This window comes from Bradyrhizobium sp. USDA 4504 (assembly GCF_054063995.1).
This window is the reverse complement of the sequence record NZ_JBSSGV010000001.1, coordinates 7,375,266-7,398,932: the sequence shown is the minus strand read 5'-3', so window position 1 is coordinate 7,398,932 and position 23,667 is coordinate 7,375,266. Positions and strand designations below refer to the sequence as shown.

Below are 23,667 nucleotides of genomic sequence, written 5' to 3'. Positions count from 1 at the left end.
GAAGGCGGACGCCGTCTTTCCGACCGGTCATGCTCAGCAAACGACGACACGTTGAAGGATTTGTGCGGCAAACGCACAGCGAAACGAGATTAGGACTGCTGAATGGTTGATACCAAGACCCCTGGCGACAAGACTTTGAGTGTCCCGAGCAAGACGTTGTCGCTGAAGCCGCGCGTCGAGACGGGCACCGTGCGCCAGAGCTTCAGCCACGGCCGGACCAAGCAGGTCGTGGTCGAGAAGCGCGGCAAGCGTCGCGTCGGTGGCGATGGTCCCGGCGAGGCGCACGCGCCGGAACCCGTGGTTGCAAAGCCTGCGGCGCCGGCCGCCAGGCCGCCGCTCGGCCGCCCCTCAGGCCCGCCTCCCGGCCAGCAACAGCGTAACACCCGCTCCGGCGTGGTGCTGCCGACCCTGACCGAGGACGAGCGTTCCGCGCGCGCCAGCGCGCTGGCCGACGCCCGTCAGCGCGACATCGAGGAGCGCCGCCAGGCCGAAGAGGAAGCCAAGCGCCGCGCCGTCCGCGAGGCTGCCGAGAAGGCAGAGCGCGAGGCCGCCGAAACCCGCCGCAAAGCGGAAGAGGAGCGCCACCGCCACGAGGAAGAGGCCAAGCGCAAGGCCGAGGTCGAGGCCAAGCGCCGCTTTGGCGAGGGCGAAGCCAAACCCGGCGCTCCGGCCACAACAGCGGCCAGGCCTGCGACAGCCGCACCTGCGTCTGCTCCGCCTGCCCGCGCGCCCGCAGCACGCCCGACCACCACGACAACCGCGCGCGCACCAGCCTCTGCGCCGCGGCCGGCGGCAGTTGCGGCCGGGCCGGACGAAGACGAAGGTCCGCGCCTGGTGCGCCGCCCCGGCGGCGCCGTGCGCCCCGCCGCGGCTCCGAAGACCACCCACAAGCCCGGCCCGCAGAAGGAGCGCGGCCGCCTCACTCTGACCACTGCGCTCAACGCCGACGACGTGCGCGAGCGTTCGATCGCCTCGTTCCGCCGCCGCACCCAGCGCCTGAAGGGGCATGCGTCGAACGAACCGAAGGAAAAGCTGATCCGCGAAGTCACCATTCCGGAAGCGATCACGATCCAGGAACTCGCGAACCGCATGTCGGAACGCGCGGTCGACGTCATCCGCATGCTTATGAAGCAGGGCGCGATGCACAAGATCACCGACGTGATCGATGCCGACACTGCGCAACTGATCGCCGAAGAACTCGGCCACAGCGTCAAGCGCGTCGCGGCGTCCGACGTGGAAGAGGGCCTGTTCGACGTCGTCGACAATTCCACCGACACCGAGCCGCGCTCGCCGGTGGTCACCGTCATGGGTCACGTCGACCACGGCAAGACCTCGCTGCTCGACGCGCTGCGCCACGCCAACGTCGTATCGGGCGAAGCCGGCGGCATCACCCAGCATATCGGCGCCTACCAGGTGCTGTCGCCCGAGAGCGGCACCAAGATCACCTTCATCGACACACCCGGCCACGCCGCGTTCACCGCGATGCGCGCCCGCGGCGCCAAGGTCACCGACATCGTCGTGCTGGTGGTCGCGGCCGATGACGGCGTGATGCCGCAGACGATCGAGGCGATCAATCACGCCAAAGCGGCCAAGGTGCCGATGATCGTGGCGATCAACAAGATCGACAAGCCGGATGCGCGGCCGGAGCGCGTGCGCACCGAGTTGCTCCAGCACGAGGTGCAGGTCGAATCGCTCGGCGGCGACGTCGTCGACGTCGAGGTTTCGGCCAAGAACAAGACCAATCTCGACAAGCTGCTCGAGATGATCGCGCTGCAGGCTGAAATCCTCGACCTGAAGACCAACTCGGAGCGTCCGGCGGAAGGCACCGTGATCGAAGCCAAGCTCGATCGCGGACGCGGTCCGGTCGCGACCGTGCTGGTGCAGCGCGGCACGCTGCGCGTCGGCGACATCATCGTGGCCGGCGCCGAGATGGGCCGCGTCCGCGCCTTGATCTCCGACCAGGGCGAGAATCTCGAAGAGGCCGGCCCTTCGGTGCCGGTCGAGGTGCTCGGCTTCAACGGCCCGCCGGAAGCCGGCGATCGTCTCGCCGTGGTCGAGAACGAAGCCCGCGCCCGTCAGGTCACGAGCTATCGCGCGCACCAGAAGCGCGAGAATGCCGCGGCCTCGATCTCGGGCATGCGCGGCTCGCTCGAGCAGATGATGTCGCAGCTCAAGACCGCGGGCCGCAAGGAGTTCCCGCTGATCGTCAAGGCCGACGTGCAGGGCTCGCTGGAAGCGATCCTGGGCTCGCTCGAGAAGCTCGGCACCGACGAAGTCGCCGCCCGCATCCTGCATGCCGGCGTCGGCGGCATCTCGGAATCCGACGTCACGCTGGCGGAAGGCTTCAACGCCGCGATCATCGGCTTCTCGGTCCGCGCCAACAAGGAAGCGGCGGCCGCGGCCAAGCGCAACGGCATCGAGATCCGCTACTACAACATCATCTACGACCTCGTGGATGACATCAAAAAGGCGATGTCCGGCCTGCTCGCGCCCACGCTGCGCGAAACCATGCTGGGCAACGCGCAGATCCTGGAAGTGTTCAACATTTCCAAGGTCGGCAAGGTCGCGGGTTGCCGCGTCACCGACGGCACCGTGGAACGCGGCGCCAATGTTCGCCTGATCCGCGACAACGTCGTGGTGCACGAAGGCAAGCTGTCGACGCTGAAGCGCTTCAAGGATGAAGTGAAGGAAGTGGTCGCCGGCCAGGAGTGTGGCATGGCGTTCGAGAACTACGGCGACATGCGTGTCGGCGACGTGATCGAGTGTTACCGCATCGAGACGATCCAACGCTCTCTGTAAGTCCAAATCTTACGAAGCGCAGATCTTGCTAGGCGTTGGGTCCATTTAACTGAAAATGCGACGGCGTGGCCGGACTTTAGTCCGGCCACCAGCGCATCGTCCGATTGAAAGCAAAGCAAGGACATTGATGCCCGCGGCCACGGCTGGCGGGCGCGACGGTTTTGGAAAAAGGTCATGCCCCGTCAAAAGAAGAGTTCCAGCCCCGGCGGATCGCAACGTCAGCTGCGCGTCGGCGAAACGGTTCGCCATGCAGTTGCCGAGATTCTGTCACAGGGTGAGGTTCACGATCCCGATCTGGAAGGCCACATCATCACCGTTCCCGAGGTGCGTATGTCGCCGGATCTGAAGCTCGCCACGATCTACGTGATGCCGCTCGGCGGACGCGACACCGACACGGTGATATCCGCGCTCGAGCGCAACAAGAAGTTCCTTCGCGGCGAGATCGCGCACCGCGTCAACCTGAAATTTGCACCCGACATTCGCTTCCGCGTCGATGAGCGGTTCGACGAGGCGGAGCGCATCGAGAAACTACTGCGGACACCTGCGGTGCAGCGAGACCTTGCACCCGATTCGGACGACGAGTGATGACTGTGATGACGACCAACAGCGTTATCGACGCGAAGGATACCGACGCGCGCGACGCTGAGCGGGATGCTTTTGCCGGCCATCGCACCGACGATGCGCGCCGCACCAACAACGACCCGCGCCAGAAGCAGGGCAGGCAGAACCAGCAGCCGCGCCGCGACAAGCGCGACGTCCACGGCTGGGTGGTGCTCGACAAGCCGATCGGCATGACCTCGACGCAGGCGGTCGCGGTGCTCAAGCGCCTGTTCCAGGCCAAGCGCGCCGGCCATGCCGGCACGCTCGATCCGCTCGCCTCCGGCGGCTTGCCGATCGCGCTGGGCGAGGCCACCAAGACGGTGCCGTTCGTGATGGACGGCCGCAAGCGCTACCGCTTCACGGTGTGCTGGGGCGAGGAGCGCGACACCGACGACACCGAGGGGCGGCCGGTCAGGACCAGCGAGAGCCGGCCGACCGCCGATTCGATCCGGGAACTGTTGCCGCGCTTTACCGGGGTGATCGAGCAGATCCCGCCGCAATATTCGGCGATCAAGGTGCAGGGCGAGCGCGCCTATGATCTGGCGCGCGACGGCGAGACTGTGGAACTGAAGCCGCGCCCGGTCGAAATTCACGAATTAACCCTTGTGGAACATGGCGATAACGGCCAGTCCGTGTTCGAGGCCGAGTGCGGCAAGGGAACCTATGTCCGGGCGCTGGCCCGCGATATGGGCCGGATTCTGGGCTGTTTTGGCCATATCTGCGCCCTGCGGCGGACCCTTGTCGGTCCGTTTACCGAACGGGACATGATTCCGCTGGAACAGTTGGAGGCTTTATGCAATAGAGCCGCGTCTGGCGAGGGCAGCCTCGCCGACGCGCTTTTGCCCGTTGAGACCGCGCTGGACGACATCCCGGCACTGGCCGTCACACGGGCTGATGCGGCAAGGCTCCACAGGGGCCAGGCCGTTTTGTTGCGCGGACGGGATGCGCCCAATACCAGCGGCACAGTCTATGTCACGGTGGCAGGCCGGCTTCTCGCGCTTGCCGAAATTGGCAATGGCGAACTCATCCCCAAGCGCGTGTTCAACCTGAACGGACTGACTGCCGGTCCGGCTCGCAACCATGAAAGTAACTGACGATGTCGATTACCGCCGAACGCAAAGCGGAAGTCATCAAGACGAATGCCAACAAAGCCGGCGACACCGGCTCGCCCGAGGTTCAGGTCGCGATCCTGTCGGAACGCATCAATAACCTCACCGAGCACTTCAAGAGCCATGTGAAGGACAACCATTCACGCCGCGGCCTCCTGAAGCTCGTGTCGACGCGTCGTTCCCTGCTTGACTACATCAAGCGCAAGGACGAGGCGCGCTACAAGGCGCTGCTCGAAAAGCACAACATCCGTCGTTGATTTGAGAAGCACGCGCGCGAGGGTTCGCGCGCGTTTTCGCATGGTCGTCCGTGAACTCGGGCTTTCGAATTGTCGAAAGATGATCATGCGCAGCATGGCAGTCGCGCCATGCACACTAGCGTCCAGCAGCAATCCGGCCGCTGGACCGGGCAAGATGCCCAGATGACCGAAAGGATGGACGCCATCCGAAATCCAGGGACCATGGCAGGATCGCCGGATGCTGATCGCGACAGCGCATCAGTGTCTCGCCGTCTTGGCATGGTCTTTGTGTTTCAGGGCGCCGTGCTTTCGTGAAACCATGAAAGAAAACCGAAATGTTCAATTCGCATTCCGTCGAAATCGACTGGGGTGGACGTCCCCTCAAACTTGAAACCGGCAAGATCGCCCGCCAGGCTGATGGCGCCGTGATGGCCACCTACGGCGAGACCGTGGTGCTTGCCACCGTCGTCGCGGCGAAGGCGCCGCGCGAGGGCGTCGACTTCCTGCCGCTCACGGTCGACTACCAGGAGAAGACCTACGCTGCCGGCCGCATTCCCGGCGGCTACTTCAAGCGCGAAGGCCGTCCGACCGAGAAGGAGACGCTGGTCTCCCGCCTGATCGACCGCCCGATCCGTCCGCTGTTCGTCGACGGCTGGCGCAACGAGACCCAGGTGATCGTCACCGTGCTCTCGCACGACATGGAGAACGATCCGGACATCGTGTCGCTGGTCGCCGCCTCCGCCGCCCTGACGCTATCGGGCGCGCCGTTCAAGGGCCCGATCGGCGCCGCGCGCGTCGGCTTCGCCAATGACGAATACGTGCTCAACCCGACGCTGGACGAGATGACCGAGACCCAGCTCGATCTCGTCGTCGCCGGCACCGCCGACGCCGTGCTGATGGTCGAATCAGAAGCCAAGGAGCTCAACGAGGACGTGATGCTCGGCGCGGTCATGTTCGGCCACCGCCACTTCCAGCCGGTCATCAACGCGATCATCGAACTCGCCGAGAAGGCCGCCAAGGAGCCGCGCGAAGTCACCACGATCGACAATTCGGAGATCGAGAAGGAGATGCTCGGCATCGCCGAACAGGAGCTCCGCAAGGCCTATGCGATCCCGGTCAAGCAGGAACGCTATGCCGCGGTCGGCGCCGTCAAGGAGAAGGTGCTGGCGCACTTCTTCCCGGAAGGCCAGGAGCCGAAATACGACAAGCTTCGCGTCGCCGGCGTGTTCAAGGAACTGGAAGCCAAGATCGTTCGCTGGAACATCCTTGACACCGGCAAGCGCATCGACGGCCGTGACGCCAAGACCGTGCGCAACATCATCGCCGAAGCCGGCGTGCTGCCGCGCGCCCACGGCTCGGCGCTGTTCACCCGCGGTGAGACCCAGGCGATGGTCGTGACCACGCTCGGCACCGGCGAGGACGAGCAGTACATCGATGCACTGTCGGGGACGTACAAGGAAACGTTCCTGCTGCACTACAACTTCCCGCCCTACTCGGTCGGTGAAACCGGTCGCCTCGGCGGCACCAAGCGCCGCGAAATCGGCCACGGCAAGCTCGCCTGGCGCGCGATCCACCCGGTGCTGCCGCCGCACCACGAGTTCCCGTACACGATCCGCGTGGTCTCCGAGATCACCGAGTCGAACGGCTCGTCCTCGATGGCCTCGGTGTGCGGCGCCTCGCTGTCGCTGATGGACGCCGGAGTGCCGCTGAAGCGGCCGACCGCCGGTATCGCCATGGGCCTGATCCTCGAAGGTCAGCGCTTCGCGGTGCTGTCGGACATCCTCGGTGACGAGGATCATCTCGGCGACATGGACTTCAAGGTCGCCGGTACCGACCACGGCATCACCTCGCTCCAGATGGACATCAAGATCGAGGGCATCACCGAAGAGATCATGAAGGTTGCGCTTGGCCAGGCCAAGGAAGGGCGCATCCACATCCTCGGCGAGATGGCCAAGGCTCTGACCGCGGCGCGCGCCGAGCTCGGCGAATACGCACCGCGCATCGAGACCTTCAAGATCGCCACCGACAAGATCCGCGAAGTGATCGGCACCGGCGGCAAGGTGATCCGCGAGATCGTCGAGAAGACCGGCGCCAAGGTCAACATCGAGGACGACGGCACCGTGAAGGTCGCCTCCAACGATGGCGAGGCGATGAAGGCTGCGATCAAGTGGATCAAGTCGATCGCCTCCGATCCGGAGGTCGGCCAGATTTACGAGGGCACCGTCGTCAAGGTGATGGAGTTCGGCGCGTTCGTGAACTTCTTCGGCGCCAAGGACGGCCTCGTCCACATCAGCCAGCTCGCGTCCAACCGCGTGCAGAAGACCTCCGACGTCGTCAAGGAAGGCGACAAGGTCAAGGTCAAGCTGCTCGGCTTCGACGATCGCGGCAAGACCCGCCTGTCGATGAAGGCTGTCGACCAGGAGACCGGCGAGGATCTCGAGGCCAAGCAGAAGACCGAAGCGCCGGCTGCGGCGCCGCGCGAAGCTGCCGGCGAGTAAGCCAGGGCAAATCGATTGTTACCAAATCGACTGTTACGAAAAGGGCGGCCCTGTGGCCGCCCTTTTTGGTTTGCCGAGATGGGCGCAAATCAATCTCCGCTGATCGGCATGCGCGGTTTTGACCCGGCATTGTGACCGGATTCGCTGGAACCCGTTCACAACTCGGGCCTAACATCAGGAAGCTTTCCCAGCACGGAGAACCACGATGTCCTCGATGTCCCGACGCCATTTGATCATCGCAGCAGGCGGCATCGCCGCAGCCGCAGCCGCATCGCGCACGGCATTCGCGCAGGCCACGGCGCAGGTCCCAGCCGGACCGTTCAAGATCGATCCGCTGACCTATCCCACCAATGCGCTGGAGCCGCATATCGACGCCAAGACGATGGAAATCCATCACGACCGGCATCATCAGGCCTATGTCACCAACCTCAACAATTTCGCCAAGGACAATCCGCAGATCGCCGAGAAGCCGGTCGTCGAGGTGCTCGCCAATCTCGGCAGCGTGCCGGAGGCGATCCGCACCGGCGTGCGCAACAACATGGGCGGCCACGCCAACCACACCATGTTCTGGCAGATCATGGGACCGAACGGCGGCAAGGCGGACGGCGAGGTGCTCGCCGCGATCGATCGCGACCTCGGCGGCATGGAAAAATTCCAGACCGATTTCAACGCCGCCGGCGGGCGCGTGTTCGGCTCCGGCTGGGTGTTCGTCACCGTGACCAAGGACGGCAAGCTCGCGATCGAGACCCGGCCGAACCAGGACAATCCGATCATGGACGGCAAGCGCGCGCTGCTCGGCAATGACGTCTGGGAGCACGCCTATTACCTGACCTATCAGAACCGTCGGCCCGATTATCTCAAGGCGTGGTGGAATACGGTGAACTGGAAGGCCGTGGCTGAGCGCTATGCGGCAGCAAAGGCCGGCACGCTCGGCGTGTGAGCCGCCGGGCTCGCCGGTCGCACACAACTACGCTAGAGTTGAAAGCTCCGCGAGGCGCTCGCGGGCTTTCACCTTTATGCACCCACAGCGTCGCGCCGCCGGCGTCGAAGGCGATAGGGAACAATGACGCTGCCGATCATCCGCCCCGCTCGTCCCGACGAACATGACGCGATCGCGCGCGCCTGGATGGCGAGTTGGGTTTCGACCGGGCTCTCACAAGCCAGCGACAACCTGTTGAACGATCTGCGTGTCCGCCTGCCGCGCGAGATCGCTGGTGGCTGGAGCCTGTTCGTCGTCGACGATCGCGGCGCCATCGCCGCCATGCTTGCGCTGCACCTGCCGACCTCGCTGCTCGATCAGCTGATGGTGGTCCCCACCTATCAGGGCCGGAGCCTGGGACGCGAGCTGCTTGCCTTCACGCGCCGGCAGATGCCCGACGAGATCTGGCTGAAATGCGTCCGGGAGAACGAGAAGGCCTGGCGCTGGTACGAGCGCGAAGGCTTCATCTTCGAGAAGGAAGCGCCCCATCCGGTCACCGGCTTCATGATGAAGCACTATCGGTGGATGAGAACAAACCGCACATCGGAGGCTAAGCCATGATCAAGGTGTACTGGTCGCCGCGCTCGCGCTCGTTCTCAGCCATCTGGCTGCTGGAGGAATCCGGCCTGCCATACGAACGGGTGCTGACCGACATCAGCACCGGGGCGCAGAAATCGCCCGATTTTCTCAAGATCAACCCGATGGGCAAGGTGCCCGCGCTGACCGACGGCGACGCGCAGCTCGCCGAGGCCGCCGCGATCTGCGCCTATATCGCCGACCGCTATCCCGAGACCAAACTCGCGCCGGCAGCGACGGACCCGAAGCGGGCGCGCTATCTGCAGTGGCTGTTTTTCTCGCCGAGTTGCATCGAGCCGGCGCTGATCCAGCTCTTCACCAAGCTCGAGGTGCCGACCAGCACCGCGGCATGGGGCAACGCCGCGCAGGTGTTCGACGTGCTCGACGCCGAGCTGCAGAAGGGGCCATGGATCCTCGGCGATCAATTCTCCGCGGCCGACATCGCGATCGGCGCGGGACTGAACTTTGCGGTGCGCGTGTTCAAGATGGTGCCGTCGCGGCCGTCATTCGAGGCCTATATCGGCCGCTGCGTGGCCCGGCCCGCGTTCCAGCGCGCAGAGAAGATCGCGGCGGGGTGAGACATGTAGCCCGGATGAAGCGCAGCGAAATCCGGGGCTCTCTGCCACAGAGGGACTGTCCCGGATGCGCTGCGCTCCATCCGGGCTACGAAGCTGTGATTGCGATGTTTCCCGAACGGCCTAACCCGGCACGACGCGGGGATCGACATCCTGCGTATAGTCGACGCCGTCGATGCCGAAGCCGAACAGGCGCAGGAACTGGCTCTTGTACTCGCCGAGATCGGCCAACTCGCCGAGCGTCTCGGTGGTGAGCAGTGGCCAGCGCCGCGACACTTCCGTCTGCACTTCGGGCGAAAGCTCCCAATCGTCGACCCGGACGCGCTGCGCGTCATCGAGCTCGACGCCCTTACCGAGCTTCGTCCGGAACAGGCGATCAATCTGCTCGATGCAGCCTTCGTGAAGCCCGAGCTGCTTCATCACCTTGAACAGCACGGTGCCATAGAGCGGCACCACCGGAATCGCCGAGCTCGCCTGGGTGACCACGGCCTTCAGCGCGACGACGCGGGCGGCGTCCGCACCGAGCCGGCCGCGGATCGCTTCCGCCTTGCTGTCGAGATCGACCTTGGCGCGGCCGAGCGTGCCGTTCCAGTAGATCGGCCAGGTCAGTTCGCTGCCGATATAGGTGTAGTTGAGCGTCTGGAAGCCCGGCGCCAAAACGCCGGCATCCGCGAGCTGGTCGATCCAGCGCTTCCAGTCGTCGCCGCCCATCACCGCGACGGTGGCCGCGGTTTGCTCCTCGCTGGCCGGTTCGAGCGTGGTCTGGAACACCTCGCCGGTCTCGGTGTCGAGCGTCTTGATCTCGACCGGGGCGCCCAGCGGCTTGATCACCGAACGATAGGTCTTGCCGGTGTCGGGATCAGTGCGGACCGGAGCGGCCATGCTGTAGACCAGGAGGTCGAGCTGCCCGAATTTCTCGCGCACGCGCTCGATGAAGGTCGCCTTCAGCTCGTCGGAGAAGGCGTCGCCCTCCAGCGTGAGCGGCGAGCGTCCGACCTTCTGGGCCTCGATCTCGAAGGCGCGGTTGTTGTACCAGCCGGCGCTGGCGCTTCTCTTTTCCGACGGCTCACGCTCCAGCGACACGCCGATCGTATCGGCGCCGCCGGCGAAGGTCGCGACGATGCGGCTCGCGAGGCCATACCCCGTCGAGCAGCCCAGCACGGCAACGCGCTTCGGGCAGTCGGCGACCGGACCCTGCTTCAGAACATAGGCGATCTGTTCGCGGACATTCGTGGCGCAGCCGACGGGATGTGCCGTCGTGCAGATGAAGCCTCGCACGCGCGGTTCAATAATCATTCCCACCCCATTCCGGATCGTTGCAATGTTCCCATTCGCTGCCCGCGGATGTCCCTCAGCAAGCGAGGAGAGGCGAAATCACGCGTCAAGCCGCCTGAACACCAGCGTCGCGTTGGTACCGCCGAAGCCGAACGAGTTCGACAGCACGGTGTTGAGCTTGGCGTTGTCGATGCGCCTGCGCACGATCGGCATGTCGGCAAACACCGGATCGAGTTCGGTGATATGCGCGCTCTCGCAGATGAAGCCGTTGTTCAGCATCAGCAGCGAATAGATCGCTTCCTGCACGCCGGTGGCGCCGAGCGAGTGGCCGGTCAGCGCCTTGGTCGCCGAGATCGGCGGGCACTTGTCGCCGGTGCCGAACACCTTGCGGATCGCCTCGATCTCCGGCGGATCGCCGGCGGGCGTCGAAGTGGCGTGCGGATTGATGTAGTCGACCGGCGTGTTCACCGTCGACATCGCCATGCGCATGCAGCGCTCGGCGCCCTCGCCTGACGGCGCCACCATGTCGTAGCCGTCGGAGGTTGCGCCGTAGCCGACGACCTCGCCATAGATCCTGGCACCGCGCGCCTTGGCATGCTCGAGCTCTTCCAGCACCACGACACCCGCGCCGCCCGCGATGACGAAGCCGTCGCGGTTGAGATCGTAGGGACGCGAGGCGGTGGCGGGCGTGTCGTTGTATTTCGAGGACATCGCGCCCATGGCGTCGAACAGCACCGACAGCGTCCAGTCGAGTTCCTCGCAGCCGCCGGCGAAGATGACATCCTGCTTGCCGATCTGGATCGTCTCATAGGCGTTGCCGATGCAGTGGTTCGACGTCGCGCAGGCCGACGAGATCGAATAGTTCACGCCCTTGATCTTGAACCAGGTGGCGAGCGTCGCCGACGCGGTCGAGGACATGCCCTTCGGCACTGCGAACGGACCGACCCGCTTCGGGCCCTTGGCGCGCGCGATGTCGGCGGCCTCCACCAGCGTGCGCGTCGACGGACCGCCGGATCCCATGATGATGCCGGTGCGGATGTTGGAGACTTCGTTTTCCTCGAGGCCCGAGTCGCGGATCGCCTGTTCCATCGCAACGTGATTCCACGCCGCACCTTCGGCAAGGAACCGCATCGCGCGGCGATCGATCACCTCGGCAGGATTGAGTGTCGGCGCACCGTGCACCTGCGAGCGGAAGCCGAGTTCGGCGGCCTTCTCCGCGCGCGAAATGCCCGACTTCGCCTCGTAGAGGCTCGCAAGCACTTCCTGGGTGTTGTTACCGATGGACGAGACAATACCCATCCCCGTGATGACAACCCGCCTCATGTTCGCCTCGCCCTGCCTTTATGTTGCCGCATGATGATCCTGCTCAAGATGGAGCCGTGCCCTGCTTGAACAACCCGACCTTCAAGTCCTTGGCGCGATAGATAATCTCGTCGTCCATGGAAAGCCACCCGTCGGCAATTCCAAGCACGAGCTTTGACCGCATCACGCGCTTGATATCGATGTTGTACACAACCTTGCGCGCTTGCGGCAGCACCTGTCCGGAGAACTTCAGCTCGCCGAGGCCGAGCGCGCGGCCACGACCTTCGCCACCGATCCAGCCGAGGTAAAAGCCGACCATTTGCCACATGGCATCGAGGCCGAGGCAGCCCGGCATCACCGGATCATTCTTGAAATGGCAGCCGAAGAACCAGAGATCCGGTTTCACCTCGAGCTCGGCGCGCACCAGCCCCTTGCCGAACTCGCCGCCATTCTCCGAAATCTCGCTGATCCGATCGAACATGAGCATCGGCGGCAGCGGCAACTGGGCGTTGCCGGGACCGAAAAGCTCGCCCCGCCCGCAAGCCAGCAAATCCTCGTATTCGTAACCGCCGCGCCGATCCAGCATCCTCTTTCCACCTCTGATGTCCCGATGAGCGCTTTGCTTGGTCGGACCTTGATCTACCCACGGGAACCGGAATAACCCGTCCCGCATCTTGGCGCTACCTGGGTACGCTACGGCCTGTTATCTCTGCCGAAAGCGCATATGTGGTCCGCGCGCTCTCTAACATAGCGCCAACTGGGCGGCAAAGCGGCATTCCGAGGATAAATGACCGCTTCTCCTTAGGTTTCTACCGCAGCTTGGATTCGTTCTAGTTGCGAAAAACTTGCATCTGATAGGCATCCTTTTTATATTTATGAGGAATATTGCCTGAGTTGGGTGCATAGAGTGGATATGAACGAGGAAGTACCGGCTGTGAACGATGATGCCGTGCACCCGGCTGCCCGGGGCGCTGGGCACCACCCTGCCCTGACCGGCTGTCCGTGGCATGACGTCAACGAAATGTTGCAGTCTGCCGGTCTGCGGCCGACCCGTCAGCGCATGGCGCTGGGCTGGCTGTTGTTCGGCAAGGGTGCCCGCCACCTGACCGCTGAAATGCTGTACGAGGAAGCCACGCTGGCCAAGGTTCCGGTGTCGCTGGCGACCGTCTACAACACCCTGAACCAGCTGACCGACGCCGGCCTGCTGCGCCAGGTCAGCGTCGACGGCACGAAAACCTATTTCGATACCAACGTGTCGACGCACCACCACTTTTATCTCGAGCATAACCACGAGTTGGTCGACATTCCCGACCCGAACCTCGTGCTGTCGAAGATGCCCGACGTGCCCGAAGGCTACGAGATCTCCCGCGTCGACATGGTCGTACGGCTGCGCAAGAAGCGCTGAACCGTCTTACCGTCGATTTGAGTTGTGATGGCCGGGCTCGTCCCGGCCATTTTCATTTGCGGTCGGGGAAGCTCAATCAACCTTCTCGTCGGCGTAGACGCCCCACAGGCGCTGCTGCTCGATCCAGCCGTCGAACCCGCTGCCGGTGACCCGGCACCAGTTATTGGCGCATTTCTTCACCTGCGCGACGACGCCGGCCTGTAGGCGCGCCGCGATCGCGCTGGTGGCGTCGGGACGATCGTAGAGCGAGGCCAGATCGTCCTTGTTCTTCATGGTGACGACGGCGGTGCGGCGCCCGGACAGCAGGGAATGATAGACCCAGCCTTCGGCGCCCTCGGAATCGCGCACCCGGCGCCAGTTCTCGAACTCGGCGGTGATTTCGACCGGCAGCCCCGACCGCGTATAGACCCAGGCGACGTCATTGTCCTTGGTCGGGCCGGCCCGGACGTTCACGTGATCCGACTTCAGGCTGACATAGCGCGGGATCGGCAGGCCGCTGGTGGTGGGGCTCAAATCCTTGGCGGAATGTCCGGGCATGACCGACGCGCTCAGCATGCTTCCGACCAGCGCCACCAATGAACTGAAACGCCAGAACGCCACCATCAACTCGTCTCCTGCCGAAATGCCCAACCCGCACTCGGCGAATTGCAACCCAAACCACGCCCGAAGGCCCCTGCGCCTGCGCCGTTCGCTCCCGCACTGCAAGTCCGAGGGGTTCTTGTCTTGGCCCGGCCTTCTGCTAGAGAGGACGGAACGCCTGAGAGCCAGAACACCCGAATTTGCCCGTCGTTTCGCCTTGGCGAAGAGCCGGGGCAAGCATCGGGGAACCCTAGGAAACGCGAAGGAAACGCCGGGACAGCGCGGCTATCAGCAGTGTCGAACAACCGGGTTAATGAGGCCTCAACGGTTTGCTTTTTGGCAAGCCGCGCGTCATGAAAGCAGGACATGTCGGTGAAGAAAAAGCCTCTCGTCGTCGTCACCCGCAAGCTGCCGGACTCGATCGAGACCCGGATGCGCGAGCTGTTCGACGCCAGATTGAATCTCGACGACACGCCGATGACGCCGGAGCAGATCGCCGAGGCGGCGCGAACCGCCGACGTGCTGGTGCCGACCGTGACCGACATGATCCGCGAGGACGTGATCAATCAGCCCGACTGCAAGCTGAAGATGATCGCCAATTTCGGCAACGGCGTCGACAATATCGATGTCGCCGCGGCGCATGCCCGCGGCATCACGGTGACCAACACCCCGAAGGTGCTGACCGAGGACACCGCCGACATGACCATGGCGCTGATCCTGGCGGTGCCGCGGCGCCTGATCGAGGGCGCCTCGATCCTGACCGAAGGCAGGCAGCACTGGGCGGGCTGGTCGCCGACCTGGATGCTCGGCCACCGCATCGGCGGCAAGCGCCTCGGCATCGTCGGCATGGGCCGCATCGGCCAGGCCGTGGCGCGCCGTGCCCGCGCCTTCGGCCTGCAGATCCACTATCACAACCGCCGCCCGGTGGCGCCCATGATCGCCGAAGAGCTCGGGGCGACCTATTGGGAAAGCCTCGACCAGATGCTGGCGCGGATGGACATCATCTCGGTAAATTGCCCGCACACGCCGGCCACCTATCACCTGCTCTCGGCGCGGCGGCTCAAGCTGATCCGGAAAGAGGCCTATGTCGTCAACACCGCGCGCGGCGAGGTGATCGACGAGGACACGCTGATCAAGCTGATCGAAGCCGGCGATATCGGCGGCGCAGCCCTCGACGTCTATGAGCACGAGCCCGCGGTGAACCCGAAGCTGGTGCGGCTCGCCAAGGCCGGCAAGGTGACGCTGCTGCCGCATATGGGTTCGGCCACCATCGAAGGCCGCGTCGAGATGGGCGAGAAGGTGATCATCAACATCCGAACCTTCCTCGACGCCCACAAGCCGCCGGATCGCGTGCTGCCGAGCATGCTGTAAGCGCTCGTAGCCCGGATGGAGCCAACGGGTCGCGCGAACGCGCGCCCGATGACAGGCTCCGCGCAATCCGGGACCGCTTCTTTCCATAACCTCCCCTTGAAAAGGGGAGGTCGCTTTGCTCGCCAGAGCAAAGCGGGTGGGGATCATCTCTCTCCACGAGCGACGGTGCGTGTGGCTGGACCCCCCATCCCGACCTTCCCCCTTTCAGGGGGAAGAAGAGAGATCTGTAGCCCGGATGGAGCGCAGCGAAATCCGGGGCCTGTATCCGCGGACAGGCCGCCCCAGATTACGCTTCACTCCATCCGGGCTTCTGTAACGGGCCTTGGTTAGTCAATCCCTTTTCGCGTCATCCACTCGCCGGGCACTTGCTTCTGTACGGGATCGGCGCGAAGGCCGTCGCCTGATGGGGTGCATTGAGGAGCCGGCCGGCCAATCTACGGATTGCGTGGTCGTGAGCCACTTCCCGGATGGCGGCCTGACCGGATCCATCGTCCCAGCGGAGGGACTTCGCTCGGGGAGAGCCTGGTGTCGTGGCCCGCCCGGAACCGATTGCTGCTCCTGGCTAGATGGCCTTGGTCATCGGGTTGAACGGTTTGGTGTCGGCGAGCATGCGATGCAGGATCACGGCGAGCTTGCGAGCCAGCGCTACCTTGGCCTTGCGCATGCCTGCGCGCCGGGCAATCCGCATCGCCCAGCTCTTCAATGCCGAGCAATTCTTGACCGGCTTGGTCAGCATGACGTGAGCTGCCTGGTAGAGTGCCTCGCGCACGGAGGCATCCCCGATCTTGCTGATGCGGCCGGTGTAGTCGGTCTCACCGGACTGGTACTTCTTCGGGGTGAGCCCAAAGTGGGCTCCCGTGGCCTTCGAGGAGCGGAAGCGCTTCGGGTCGTCGATCGCCGCGGCATAGGTGAGCGCCACGATCGGACCAACGGACGGCGTTGTCATCAGGAGCTTGGCGGATGGATGCGTCCTGGCGAGCTTCTGGGTGTGCTTGTCCAGGCTCTTGAACTCCCGCAGCAGCACCGCATGGGCTTGGAGCAGCGCCGCCGCGACCAACTCCAGTCCGGGATGGCCGGTCACGAGCTCGCGGATGCGTCCGGCGAACGTGCGCTCGGTGGTCGCACCGACCTTCAGGCCAAAACCGCGAAGTATGCCGCGCAGGCTGTTCTCGACATCGCGAAGCTTGGATTGCAGCAGCTTGCGCGCCGTCAGGATGGCGCGGGTCTCCTGCGCCGCGACCGACTTGCAGTGCACCGGCCGGAACCAGCCGAGCCGCATCAACTGCGCGATCCGGCGGGCATCGTTGCGGTCCGTCTTCACCGGCATCGACTTGAAGGCTTCGCGAACGTGCCGCGTTTCCAGCAGCTCGACCGCAAGCCCTGCGTCTCGCAGACCCGCATACAGCCATTGCGACAAGGGGCCTGCCTCCAGCCCGATCCGTTCCAGTACCAGACCCAGCGACCGGAACCAGGCGATCAGCGCCGCCGGCTCGCTCGCAACCTTCGTCTCGCGCAAAATCTTGCCTGTCCCATCGACAAGGCAAACGCTCGAGCATTCCAAAGACACGTCAATTCCTGCATAGTGGTACATGGTCGTCCCTTAATGATGCTTGGAGCGGGCTTGCCCGACTCCGTTGAACACCATCAGTTTGAGGGACGACCGCCTTCCAACCAACAGGCCGCTCGCGAGCGCGCTTCCAAATTGCGCCGTAGCGAGCGGGCGGCCGGCCCGTTACCCCATCTACGGGACGTGGGTAGTCACACGCGACAGCCCTGCCGTCGCAGGGGCGCGCTGCCAAAATATCGAAAACAACCCCATGCAAAGGAGCCGGTGCGGCCGGCGAGGCGCATGCTGTAATCACGCATTCGGTGTCGTCCCTGCGAAAGCATGCGAAAGCAGGGACCCATAACCGCAGGGCCTCGTTGTTGCGAGGGCTGTGGCCCCAGCGCTGCAAGGCAATCCGCATTTGTGGGTACGGGTCCCGGCTCAAGGCCGGGACGACGATGTGGCGAGGTCCTGCTCTACTTCTTCCGTCGCGCCTGCTTGCGCCAGTCGGCGACGAACGACACGAACGCAGCGAGCGCCGGCGGCGGCTGGCGACGGCTCGGATAATAGAGGAACGGTCCGTCGAATGGCGGGCACCAGTCGTCGAGCACGCTGACCAGCGCACCGGATTTGACGCCGTAGCGGACATAGCCCTCGAACGTCGCCCAGTAGCCGACGCCGTCATGGACCGCGCGCAGCGCGAGGCCGAGATGGGTCGCGGTCAGCCTGGCCGGCGGCGAAATCTTCACCACGCGGCCGTTCTTCTCGAACTCCCAATCGAACATCACGCCGTTGCTGAAGCGGCTGCGGATGCAGGGGTGCGCCAGCAGATCTTTCGGATGCATCGGCCGGCCGTGCTTTGCGACATACGCGCTGGACGCCACGATCGCGTAACGTTGCGGCGCGCCAAGCGGAACCGCGACCATGTCCTGTGCCAGGTGCTCGCCGTAACGCACGCCGGCGTCAAAGCCCTGCGCGACGATGTCCACGAACGCACTCTCCGCAACGACGTCGAGCTCGACCCGCGGATATCTGGCGAGGAACGGCGCGATCATCGGCGCCAGCACCAGATCGACCGCGGGCGGCGGCGCGTTGATGCGCAACCGCCCCGACGGCTCGGCGCGCAGGCCGCGCACCTCGGTGATCGCATCGGCGACGTTGACCATGGCCGGCGCGACACGGGCAAGCAGCCGTTCGCCGGCCTCGGTCAGCGCGACGCTGCGGGTGGTGCGGTTCATCAGGCGGACGCCGAGCCGCTCTTCCATGTCGCGCAGGCGCTGGCTGAGGCTGGAAACCGAGACGCGCTGCTCGAGCGCCGCACGCCGGAAATTGCGCGTGCGCGCCACCGCCACAAAGGCGTCGAGATCGCGAAGGTCGAAATCCTGCATTGTTCGATATAGTGAACAAGCCATTCGCGATTGTCCAGCTTATCGTCCGAAACCGTCCGGCCCATATCACCTCGGCATTTAGCGACGGATTTCCGCCGCCAACGTTCGAGGAACATCCACATGGACACACGCAAACTCGGCTCAACCGGGCCCACCGTCGCGGCCCTCGGCCTCGGCTGCATGGGCATGTCCGAGGTCTATGGCCCAGCCGATCGCGGCGAGAGCATCGCCACGATCCATGCGGCGCTCGATGCCGGCATCACGCTGCTGGATACCGGCGACTTCTATGCCATGGGCCACAACGAGATGCTGGTGCAGGAAGCCCTGAAGGACGTCGCGCGCGACCGGCTGACGATCAGCGTCAAGTTCGGCGCGCTGCGCGGCCCCGCGGGTGAATTCGCCGGAATGGACACCCGGCCGGCCGCGACGAAGAATTTTCTCGCCTATTCGCTGCAACGTCTCGGCACCGACTACATCGACATCTACCGCCCGGCACGTCTCGATCCCAACGTTCCGATCGAGGAGACGATCGGCGGCCTCGCCGATCTGGTGAAGTCCGGCTACATCAGACATATCGGCCTGTCCGAGGTCGGCTCCGACACCATCCGCCGTGCTCACGCCGTGCATCCGATCGTCGATCTCCAGATCGAATACTCGCTGATCGAGCGTGGCATCGAGCGCGATATCCTGACGACCTGCCGCGAGCTTGGCATCGGCATCACCGCCTACGGCGTGCTGTCGCGCGGACTGATCAGCGGCCACTGGTCGAAGGAGTCCGGCAAGATCGGCAGGGACTACCGGCTGATGACGCCGCGCTTCCAGGGCGCGAACCTCGATGCCAATCTCGCGCTGGTCGAGCAGTTGCGCGCCGTTGCCGCCGAGATCGGGGCGACGCCGGCGCAGGTCGCGATTGCCTGGGTCGCGGCGCAGGGCAAGGAGATCGTGCCGCTGGTCGGCGCCCGCACCCGCAACCGTCTCACCGAAGCGCTCGGCGCGACCAGGCTGACGCTGACGCAAGCTCATCTCGCAGCGCTGGCGAAAGCCTTCCCGCCGGATATCGCTGCCGGCACGCGCTATGCGGCCGAGCAGATGGCGCATCTCGACAGCGAGAAGCCGGCCAGCAGATAACGGCAGCAATCAGGTGCGATGGGCGCTGAGGTCAGTGATGACAGGCCCATCGCCATTGAGCGGGTTCTGCGGATCGCGCGCGTAGCGCAGGGTTTCGAACCGCATCGCGCGCGCATCCACCATCAGGAGGCGGCCGACCAGGCCCTCGCCGAAGCCGACGATCTCGCGGATCGCCTCCAGCGCCATCATCGATCCCAGGACGCCGGCGAGCGCGCCCATCACGCCGGCCTCGGCGCAGGCCGGCACCGTGCCCGGCGGCGGCGCCTCCGGAAACAGGCAGCGATAGGTCGGATTGAACTCGCCGTCCGCATTCTTCTCATGCGCGCGGATCGTGGTCAGCGAACCGTCGAACTGGCCCAGTGCGGCCGTGATCAGCGGCCGCTTCGCGAGGAAGCAGGCATCGGCGACGAGATAGCGGGTCTCGAAATTGTCGGAGCCGTCGAGCACGAGGTCGTAGTTCGCGCTCAGCGCCATCGCATTGTCGGCGGTGAGCCGCATCGAATGCGCCTCGAACGTCACATGCGGATTGAGCGCATGGATCTGTGCCGCCGCGCTGTCGACCTTGCGCTTGCCGATATCAGACGTCGCATGGATGATCTGGCGCTGCAAATTGGAGAGCGAGACGATATCGTCATCGATCACGCCGAGCCGGCCGACACCGGCGGCCGCCAGATACATCAGCACCGGCGCGCCGAGGCCGCCGGCGCCGATCACCAGCACGGAGGCCTGCTTCAGCGCATTCTGGCCGGGGCCGCCCACCTCGCGCAGCACGATGTGGCGGGCATAGCGTTCAAGTTCGTCGGCACTCAGCATTGTCTCATCTATCCTACCCGTGACCCTCATGGTGAGGAGCGCGGCACGCGCGTCTCGAACCATGAGGCCCGGTCCGTGGCCTCATCCTTCGAGACGCGGCTGACGCCGCTCCTCGGGATGAGGGTTGACGCGCTCCCTGAACCCAGGCGCGGTTGTTGCCGACCAAGCAGATGTGCTTAATTGCCTGGACGTCAATGGTGTCAGTCATTCCCCCCGGATTTGTCATGAGATCGGTGCTTTCGGCAACATTGATGGCCGCTTCCATTACGGTCACAGGGATGGGCATGGCGCAGGCCCAGATGACGCCGCCCTCGACGGCGGGGGCGAAGCCGAAAACCGTGGCGACGGTGCCGATACGCCCCGGGCTGCAGAAGCCGGAGGATACCGCTGGCGCGATGGCGCAGGCCGAGCGGCTGGCGCTGCAATCCGACCTCGCCTGGGTCGGCGAATATAACGGCGCCATTACCGGCGACGTCAGCGAGCGCATGGTCAATGCGATCAAGGAATTCCAGAAGAAGCGCGGCGGCAAGCCGACCGGGGTGCTGAATCCGCAGGAGCGCGGCGTGCTCGCCGACACGGCGCGGCGGAAGCAGGAAGGTGTCGGCTGGCGGATCGTCACCGAGCCGGCCACCGGGGCGCGGCTCGGCATTCCCACAAAGCTGGTGCCGCAGCTCACCAGCGACGCTTCTGGCGCCAAATGGACCTCGCCGACCGGCACCGTCCAGGTGCTGCTGACCCGGCGCAAGGAAGCAAGCCCCGCCACCGCAAAGCTTGCCGAGCAGGAAAGGAAGGAGCCGGCCGGGCGCACCATCGACTACACCGTGGTGAAGCCGGATTTCTTCGTGCTGTCGGGCATGCAGGGCCTGAAGAAGTTCTATCTGCGCGGCACCTTGAAGGGCGACGAGGTCCGCATCCTCACCATCCTCTATGACCAGGCGATGCAGACCACGGTCGAGCCGGTGGTGATCGCGATGTCGAGCGCCTTCAACGCCTTTCCGTCCGCCGTGCAGGCCGGTCCGCCGCCGCGCAAGACCGTCGAATATGGCACCGGCGTAGTGGTCAGCGACGACGGCGCCATCGTTACCGATCGCGTGGCGACCGACGACTGCATCACGCTGACGATCCCGGGCTACGGCAATGCCGATCGGGTCGCCGAGGACAGGGATCACGATCTCGCGCTGCTGCGCATCTATGGCGCGCGCGGGCTGAAGCCGCTCAATATCGCAGGCCAGGCGACGCAGACCGCGCTCGACATCACCGGGATTGCCGATCCGCAGAACCAGGGCGGCGGAGCGGCCGCGAGCAACGTGAAGGCTTCGGCCGCACAGATCGGCGGCGGCGATCAGGCGCTGTCACCGGCGCCGGCGCTCGGGTTCTCCGGCGCAGCGGCGACCGATAGCGGCGGCAGGTTTGCTGGGATCGCGGTGCTGAAACCCGTCATCGTCGCAGGCCCCGCAAACGCGGCGCCGCCGGCGCAGGCCGCGCTGGTGCCGGCCGACACGGTGCGCAGCTTCCTGAAGGCGCATGGCGTCACCGCGTCGGGCGACTCGGCAGACGCCAAGGCGGCCGTGGTCCGCGTGATCTGCGTCAGGAAGTAGAGCTACCTCGCCCCGCTTGCGGGGAGAGGTCGGATTGCATCGCCAGATGCAATCCGGGTGAGGGGGTACAGGTCCATCAATGGACACCACCTCGTGGAGTGAGCCCCTCACCCCACCCTCTCCCCGCGAGAGCGGGGCGAGGGAGCCTAACCAACCTCACCTCAACGCAAAGCGCACCCCGGCGCGGGCGAGGCCGCCGGCAATGCCGACCGGGGTGCCGTCGGCGCGCCAGCAGGCTGCGCCCGACATCGTGCCGTCGGCGTGAAACTGGATCGCGTTCATGCCGCCGGCCACCGTCGGCACGACCTGCACCTTGTGGCCCTTGGCTGATAGCGCGGCGCGGACAGCCTCCGGCACCGCCTGCTCGACCTCCAGCGCATTGCCCTCGGTCCAGACCCGCGGCGCCTCGACCGCCTCCTGCAGGCTCATGCCGTGGTCGATCAGATTGATCAGCGCCTGCATCGCGCTCGGGAAGATGCGCTTGCCGCCGGGCAGGCCGAGCGCGTAGGCGAGCTTGCCGTCGCGCAGCGCCATCATCGGCGACATCGAGGTGGTGACGCGCTTGCCGGCGGCCAGCGACAGCGCGTGTCCCGGCCGCGGATCGAACAGGTTCATGTAGTTGTTCGGCACGGTGCCGAGGCCCGGGATCAGGATCTTGGCGCCGAACAGATTGTTGATGGTCTGGGTGGTCGCGACCACATTGCCCATCGCATCCGCCGCAGTCATGTGCGTGGTGTGCGCGCTTTCGAGCTGGGTGACGCCGGCGCTCCAGGCTTGCGCGCGGTCGGGATCGATCGCGCGGCGGCGCTCCTCGGCATAGGCCTTCGAGGTCAACCGCTCCACCGGCACGTTGATATAGGCGGGATCGCCGCTCGCGGCCGCGCGGTCGGCAAAGGCGATCTTCAGCACCTCGGCAAGATAATGGATCGTCTCGGTCGTGCCGAAGCCGAGCCGCGCGATGTCATAGCCTTCGAGGATGTTGAGCATCTGCGTGATATGCACGCCCGATGCCGCGGGCGGCGGAGGCCCGAGGATTTCCCAGCCGCGGTAGTCGCAGCGGATCGGCTGCCGCTCGACGGTCTTGTAGGTCGCGAGATCCTCCTGCGCGATGAAGCCGCTGCTCTTTTTCATGTAGTCGACCAGGATGTCGCCAAGCGGCCCCTGGTAGAGCGCGTTGTCGCCATGATCGGCGATGTATTTCAGCGTCTCGGCATATTCCGCCTGCACCACGCGCTCGCCGGGCTTCAGCGGCGTGCCATCAGGCAGATAGATCGCCGAGATCGGCTTGTCCTTCAGCATCTCCTCGGCGCCGTCGGTGATGCATTCATGCAAATAGGGCGTCGCCGCATAGCCGCGCGCGGCGTGCTTGATCGCGGGCTGCATCACATCGGCAAGGCTCATGGTGCCGAAGCGGCGCAGCGTTTCGCACCAGGCTTTCAGCGAGCCCGGCACCGCGACCGCTTTCGGCCCGTTCAAATTCTCGTTGCCGACGGTGTCGAACACGTCGTGCGCCGATCCTGGCTTCGAAGTGTAGGTGTCCGGCCGCACCGCGTTCGGCACCGTGCTCTGGCCGTCGATGAAGCGATGGCTGCCGTCGGCGAGACGAATATGCGCCATGCCGCCGCCGATGATGCCGATCATCATCGGCTCGACCACGGTCAGCGTGAACAAGGTGGCGATCGCCGCATCGATCGCATTGCCGCCGGCAGCCAACATCTCGGCGCCCGCGCTCGATGCCAGCGGATGATTGCTCACCACCATGCCGCGGCTGCTGGTGGCCGGCTGCTTCTCGCATTGAAAACTTGTCGCGGCGCGGTCGCGCCAGGCGTCATTCATCGACATGCCGTTCATCGCCATTGTGTTCTCGTTCTTGATGGAGCGATCGCAGCC

The 23,667-nt window shown here is 65.1% G+C and carries 20 protein-coding genes; 12 read left to right on the top strand and 8 right to left on the bottom strand.

The genetic code is table 11. From position 1 onward, the window contains the following. The first annotated feature begins 102 nt into the window (after positions 1-102). From infB to ACVMB1_RS34655, 8 genes are all read left to right on the top strand, one after another. Positions 103-2,799, top strand: a complete 2,697-nt coding sequence (gene infB / locus ACVMB1_RS34690) for a translation initiation factor IF-2 (RefSeq protein WP_076824501.1) — start codon at positions 103-105, stop codon at positions 2,797-2,799. 174 nt (positions 2,800-2,973) lie between these two features. Continuing rightward, the gene (gene rbfA / locus ACVMB1_RS34685) at positions 2,974-3,384 is read left to right on the top strand and encodes a 30S ribosome-binding factor RbfA (RefSeq protein WP_028343913.1); all 411 of its coding nucleotides are present in this window, start codon (positions 2,974-2,976) and stop codon (positions 3,382-3,384) included. Next, positions 3,384-4,493: a tRNA pseudouridine(55) synthase TruB gene (gene truB, locus ACVMB1_RS34680; RefSeq protein ID WP_076824499.1), complete on the top strand. Its 1,110-nt coding sequence runs from the start codon at positions 3,384-3,386 to the stop codon at positions 4,491-4,493. Before rbfA ends, truB begins: the two co-directional genes overlap by 1 nt. A gap of 2 nt (positions 4,494-4,495) precedes the next feature. Beyond that, positions 4,496-4,765, top strand: a complete 270-nt coding sequence (gene rpsO / locus ACVMB1_RS34675) for a 30S ribosomal protein S15 (protein WP_016844725.1) — start codon at positions 4,496-4,498, stop codon at positions 4,763-4,765. A gap of 314 nt (positions 4,766-5,079) precedes the next feature. Continuing rightward, positions 5,080-7,242 carry a polyribonucleotide nucleotidyltransferase gene (gene pnp, locus ACVMB1_RS34670; protein WP_050383431.1) on the top strand — a complete coding sequence of 721 codons (2,163 nt, stop codon included), beginning with the start codon at positions 5,080-5,082 and terminating at the stop codon, positions 7,240-7,242. A 205-nt stretch (positions 7,243-7,447) separates the two neighbouring features. Further along, a complete protein-coding gene (locus tag ACVMB1_RS34665) occupies positions 7,448-8,182 on the top strand; it encodes a superoxide dismutase (protein ID WP_076824497.1) in 735 nt (244 codons plus the stop codon). Between the two features lie 123 nt (positions 8,183-8,305). Next, a complete protein-coding gene (locus ACVMB1_RS34660) occupies positions 8,306-8,782 on the top strand; it encodes a GNAT family N-acetyltransferase (protein WP_076824495.1) in 477 nt (158 codons plus the stop codon). After that, positions 8,779-9,375, top strand: a complete 597-nt coding sequence (locus ACVMB1_RS34655) for a glutathione S-transferase family protein (RefSeq protein WP_076824493.1) — start codon at positions 8,779-8,781, stop codon at positions 9,373-9,375. Before ACVMB1_RS34660 ends, ACVMB1_RS34655 begins: the two co-directional genes overlap by 4 nt. Positions 9,376-9,495: 120 nt before the next feature. Here ACVMB1_RS34655 and fabV read toward each other — a convergent pair whose 3' ends face one another. From fabV to fabA, 3 genes are all read right to left on the bottom strand, one after another. Continuing rightward, on the bottom strand, positions 9,496-10,668 hold the full coding sequence (gene fabV, locus ACVMB1_RS34650) for an enoyl-ACP reductase FabV (RefSeq protein ID WP_057015291.1): 1,173 nt from the start codon (positions 10,666-10,668) through the stop codon (positions 9,496-9,498). Between the two features lie 78 nt (positions 10,669-10,746). Continuing rightward, positions 10,747-11,970, bottom strand: coding sequence for a beta-ketoacyl-ACP synthase I (gene fabB, locus ACVMB1_RS34645; RefSeq protein WP_057015290.1), 1,224 nt, complete (start codon positions 11,968-11,970; stop codon positions 10,747-10,749). Positions 11,971-12,013: 43 nt separating this feature from the next. Continuing rightward, positions 12,014-12,535 carry a 3-hydroxyacyl-[acyl-carrier-protein] dehydratase FabA gene (gene fabA / locus ACVMB1_RS34640; RefSeq protein WP_057015289.1) on the bottom strand — a complete coding sequence of 174 codons (522 nt, stop codon included), beginning with the start codon at positions 12,533-12,535 and terminating at the stop codon, positions 12,014-12,016. 327 nt (positions 12,536-12,862) lie between these two features. Here fabA and irrA point away from each other — a divergent pair, with 327 nt between their 5' ends. Continuing rightward, the gene (gene irrA / locus ACVMB1_RS34635) at positions 12,863-13,354 is read left to right on the top strand and encodes an iron response transcriptional regulator IrrA (protein ID WP_026192029.1); all 492 of its coding nucleotides are present in this window, start codon (positions 12,863-12,865) and stop codon (positions 13,352-13,354) included. 72 nt (positions 13,355-13,426) lie between these two features. Here irrA and ACVMB1_RS34630 read toward each other — a convergent pair whose 3' ends face one another. Next, positions 13,427-13,954: an SH3 domain-containing protein gene (locus ACVMB1_RS34630; RefSeq protein ID WP_076824741.1), complete on the bottom strand. Its 528-nt coding sequence runs from the start codon at positions 13,952-13,954 to the stop codon at positions 13,427-13,429. 345 nt (positions 13,955-14,299) lie between these two features. On the opposite strand from ACVMB1_RS34630, the gene ACVMB1_RS34625 reads away from it, so the two are divergent. Continuing rightward, positions 14,300-15,304, top strand: a complete 1,005-nt coding sequence (locus ACVMB1_RS34625; RefSeq protein WP_028335496.1) for a 2-hydroxyacid dehydrogenase — start codon at positions 14,300-14,302, stop codon at positions 15,302-15,304. A gap of 562 nt (positions 15,305-15,866) precedes the next feature. Here the strand turns inward: ACVMB1_RS34625 and ACVMB1_RS34620 are convergent. After that, entirely contained in the window at positions 15,867-16,895 is a 1,029-nt protein-coding gene (locus ACVMB1_RS34620; protein ID WP_057016162.1) for an IS110 family RNA-guided transposase, read from the bottom strand. Positions 16,896-17,326: 431 nt separating this feature from the next. Further along, on the bottom strand, positions 17,327-18,238 hold the full coding sequence (locus ACVMB1_RS34615; RefSeq protein WP_076833835.1) for a LysR family transcriptional regulator: 912 nt from the start codon (positions 18,236-18,238) through the stop codon (positions 17,327-17,329). Positions 18,239-18,358: 120 nt separating this feature from the next. Here ACVMB1_RS34615 and ACVMB1_RS34610 point away from each other — a divergent pair, with 120 nt between their 5' ends. Beyond that, the gene (locus ACVMB1_RS34610; protein WP_076833833.1) at positions 18,359-19,366 is read left to right on the top strand and encodes an aldo/keto reductase; all 1,008 of its coding nucleotides are present in this window, start codon (positions 18,359-18,361) and stop codon (positions 19,364-19,366) included. Positions 19,367-19,375: 9 nt separating this feature from the next. Here ACVMB1_RS34610 and ACVMB1_RS34605 read toward each other — a convergent pair whose 3' ends face one another. Then, positions 19,376-20,179 carry a HesA/MoeB/ThiF family protein gene (locus ACVMB1_RS34605; protein ID WP_076833831.1) on the bottom strand — a complete coding sequence of 268 codons (804 nt, stop codon included), beginning with the start codon at positions 20,177-20,179 and terminating at the stop codon, positions 19,376-19,378. Positions 20,180-20,403: 224 nt separating this feature from the next. Between ACVMB1_RS34605 and ACVMB1_RS34600 the strand changes: the two genes are divergently transcribed. Further along, positions 20,404-21,777 (top strand): serine protease, encoded by a 1,374-nt coding sequence (locus ACVMB1_RS34600; protein ID WP_076833829.1) that lies wholly within the window; start codon positions 20,404-20,406, stop codon positions 21,775-21,777. Between the two features lie 156 nt (positions 21,778-21,933). Here the strand turns inward: ACVMB1_RS34600 and ggt are convergent, their stop codons facing one another. Continuing rightward, positions 21,934-23,613: a gamma-glutamyltransferase gene (gene ggt / locus ACVMB1_RS34595; protein ID WP_076833864.1), complete on the bottom strand. Its 1,680-nt coding sequence runs from the start codon at positions 23,611-23,613 to the stop codon at positions 21,934-21,936. Positions 23,614-23,667: the final 54 nt, after the last annotated feature.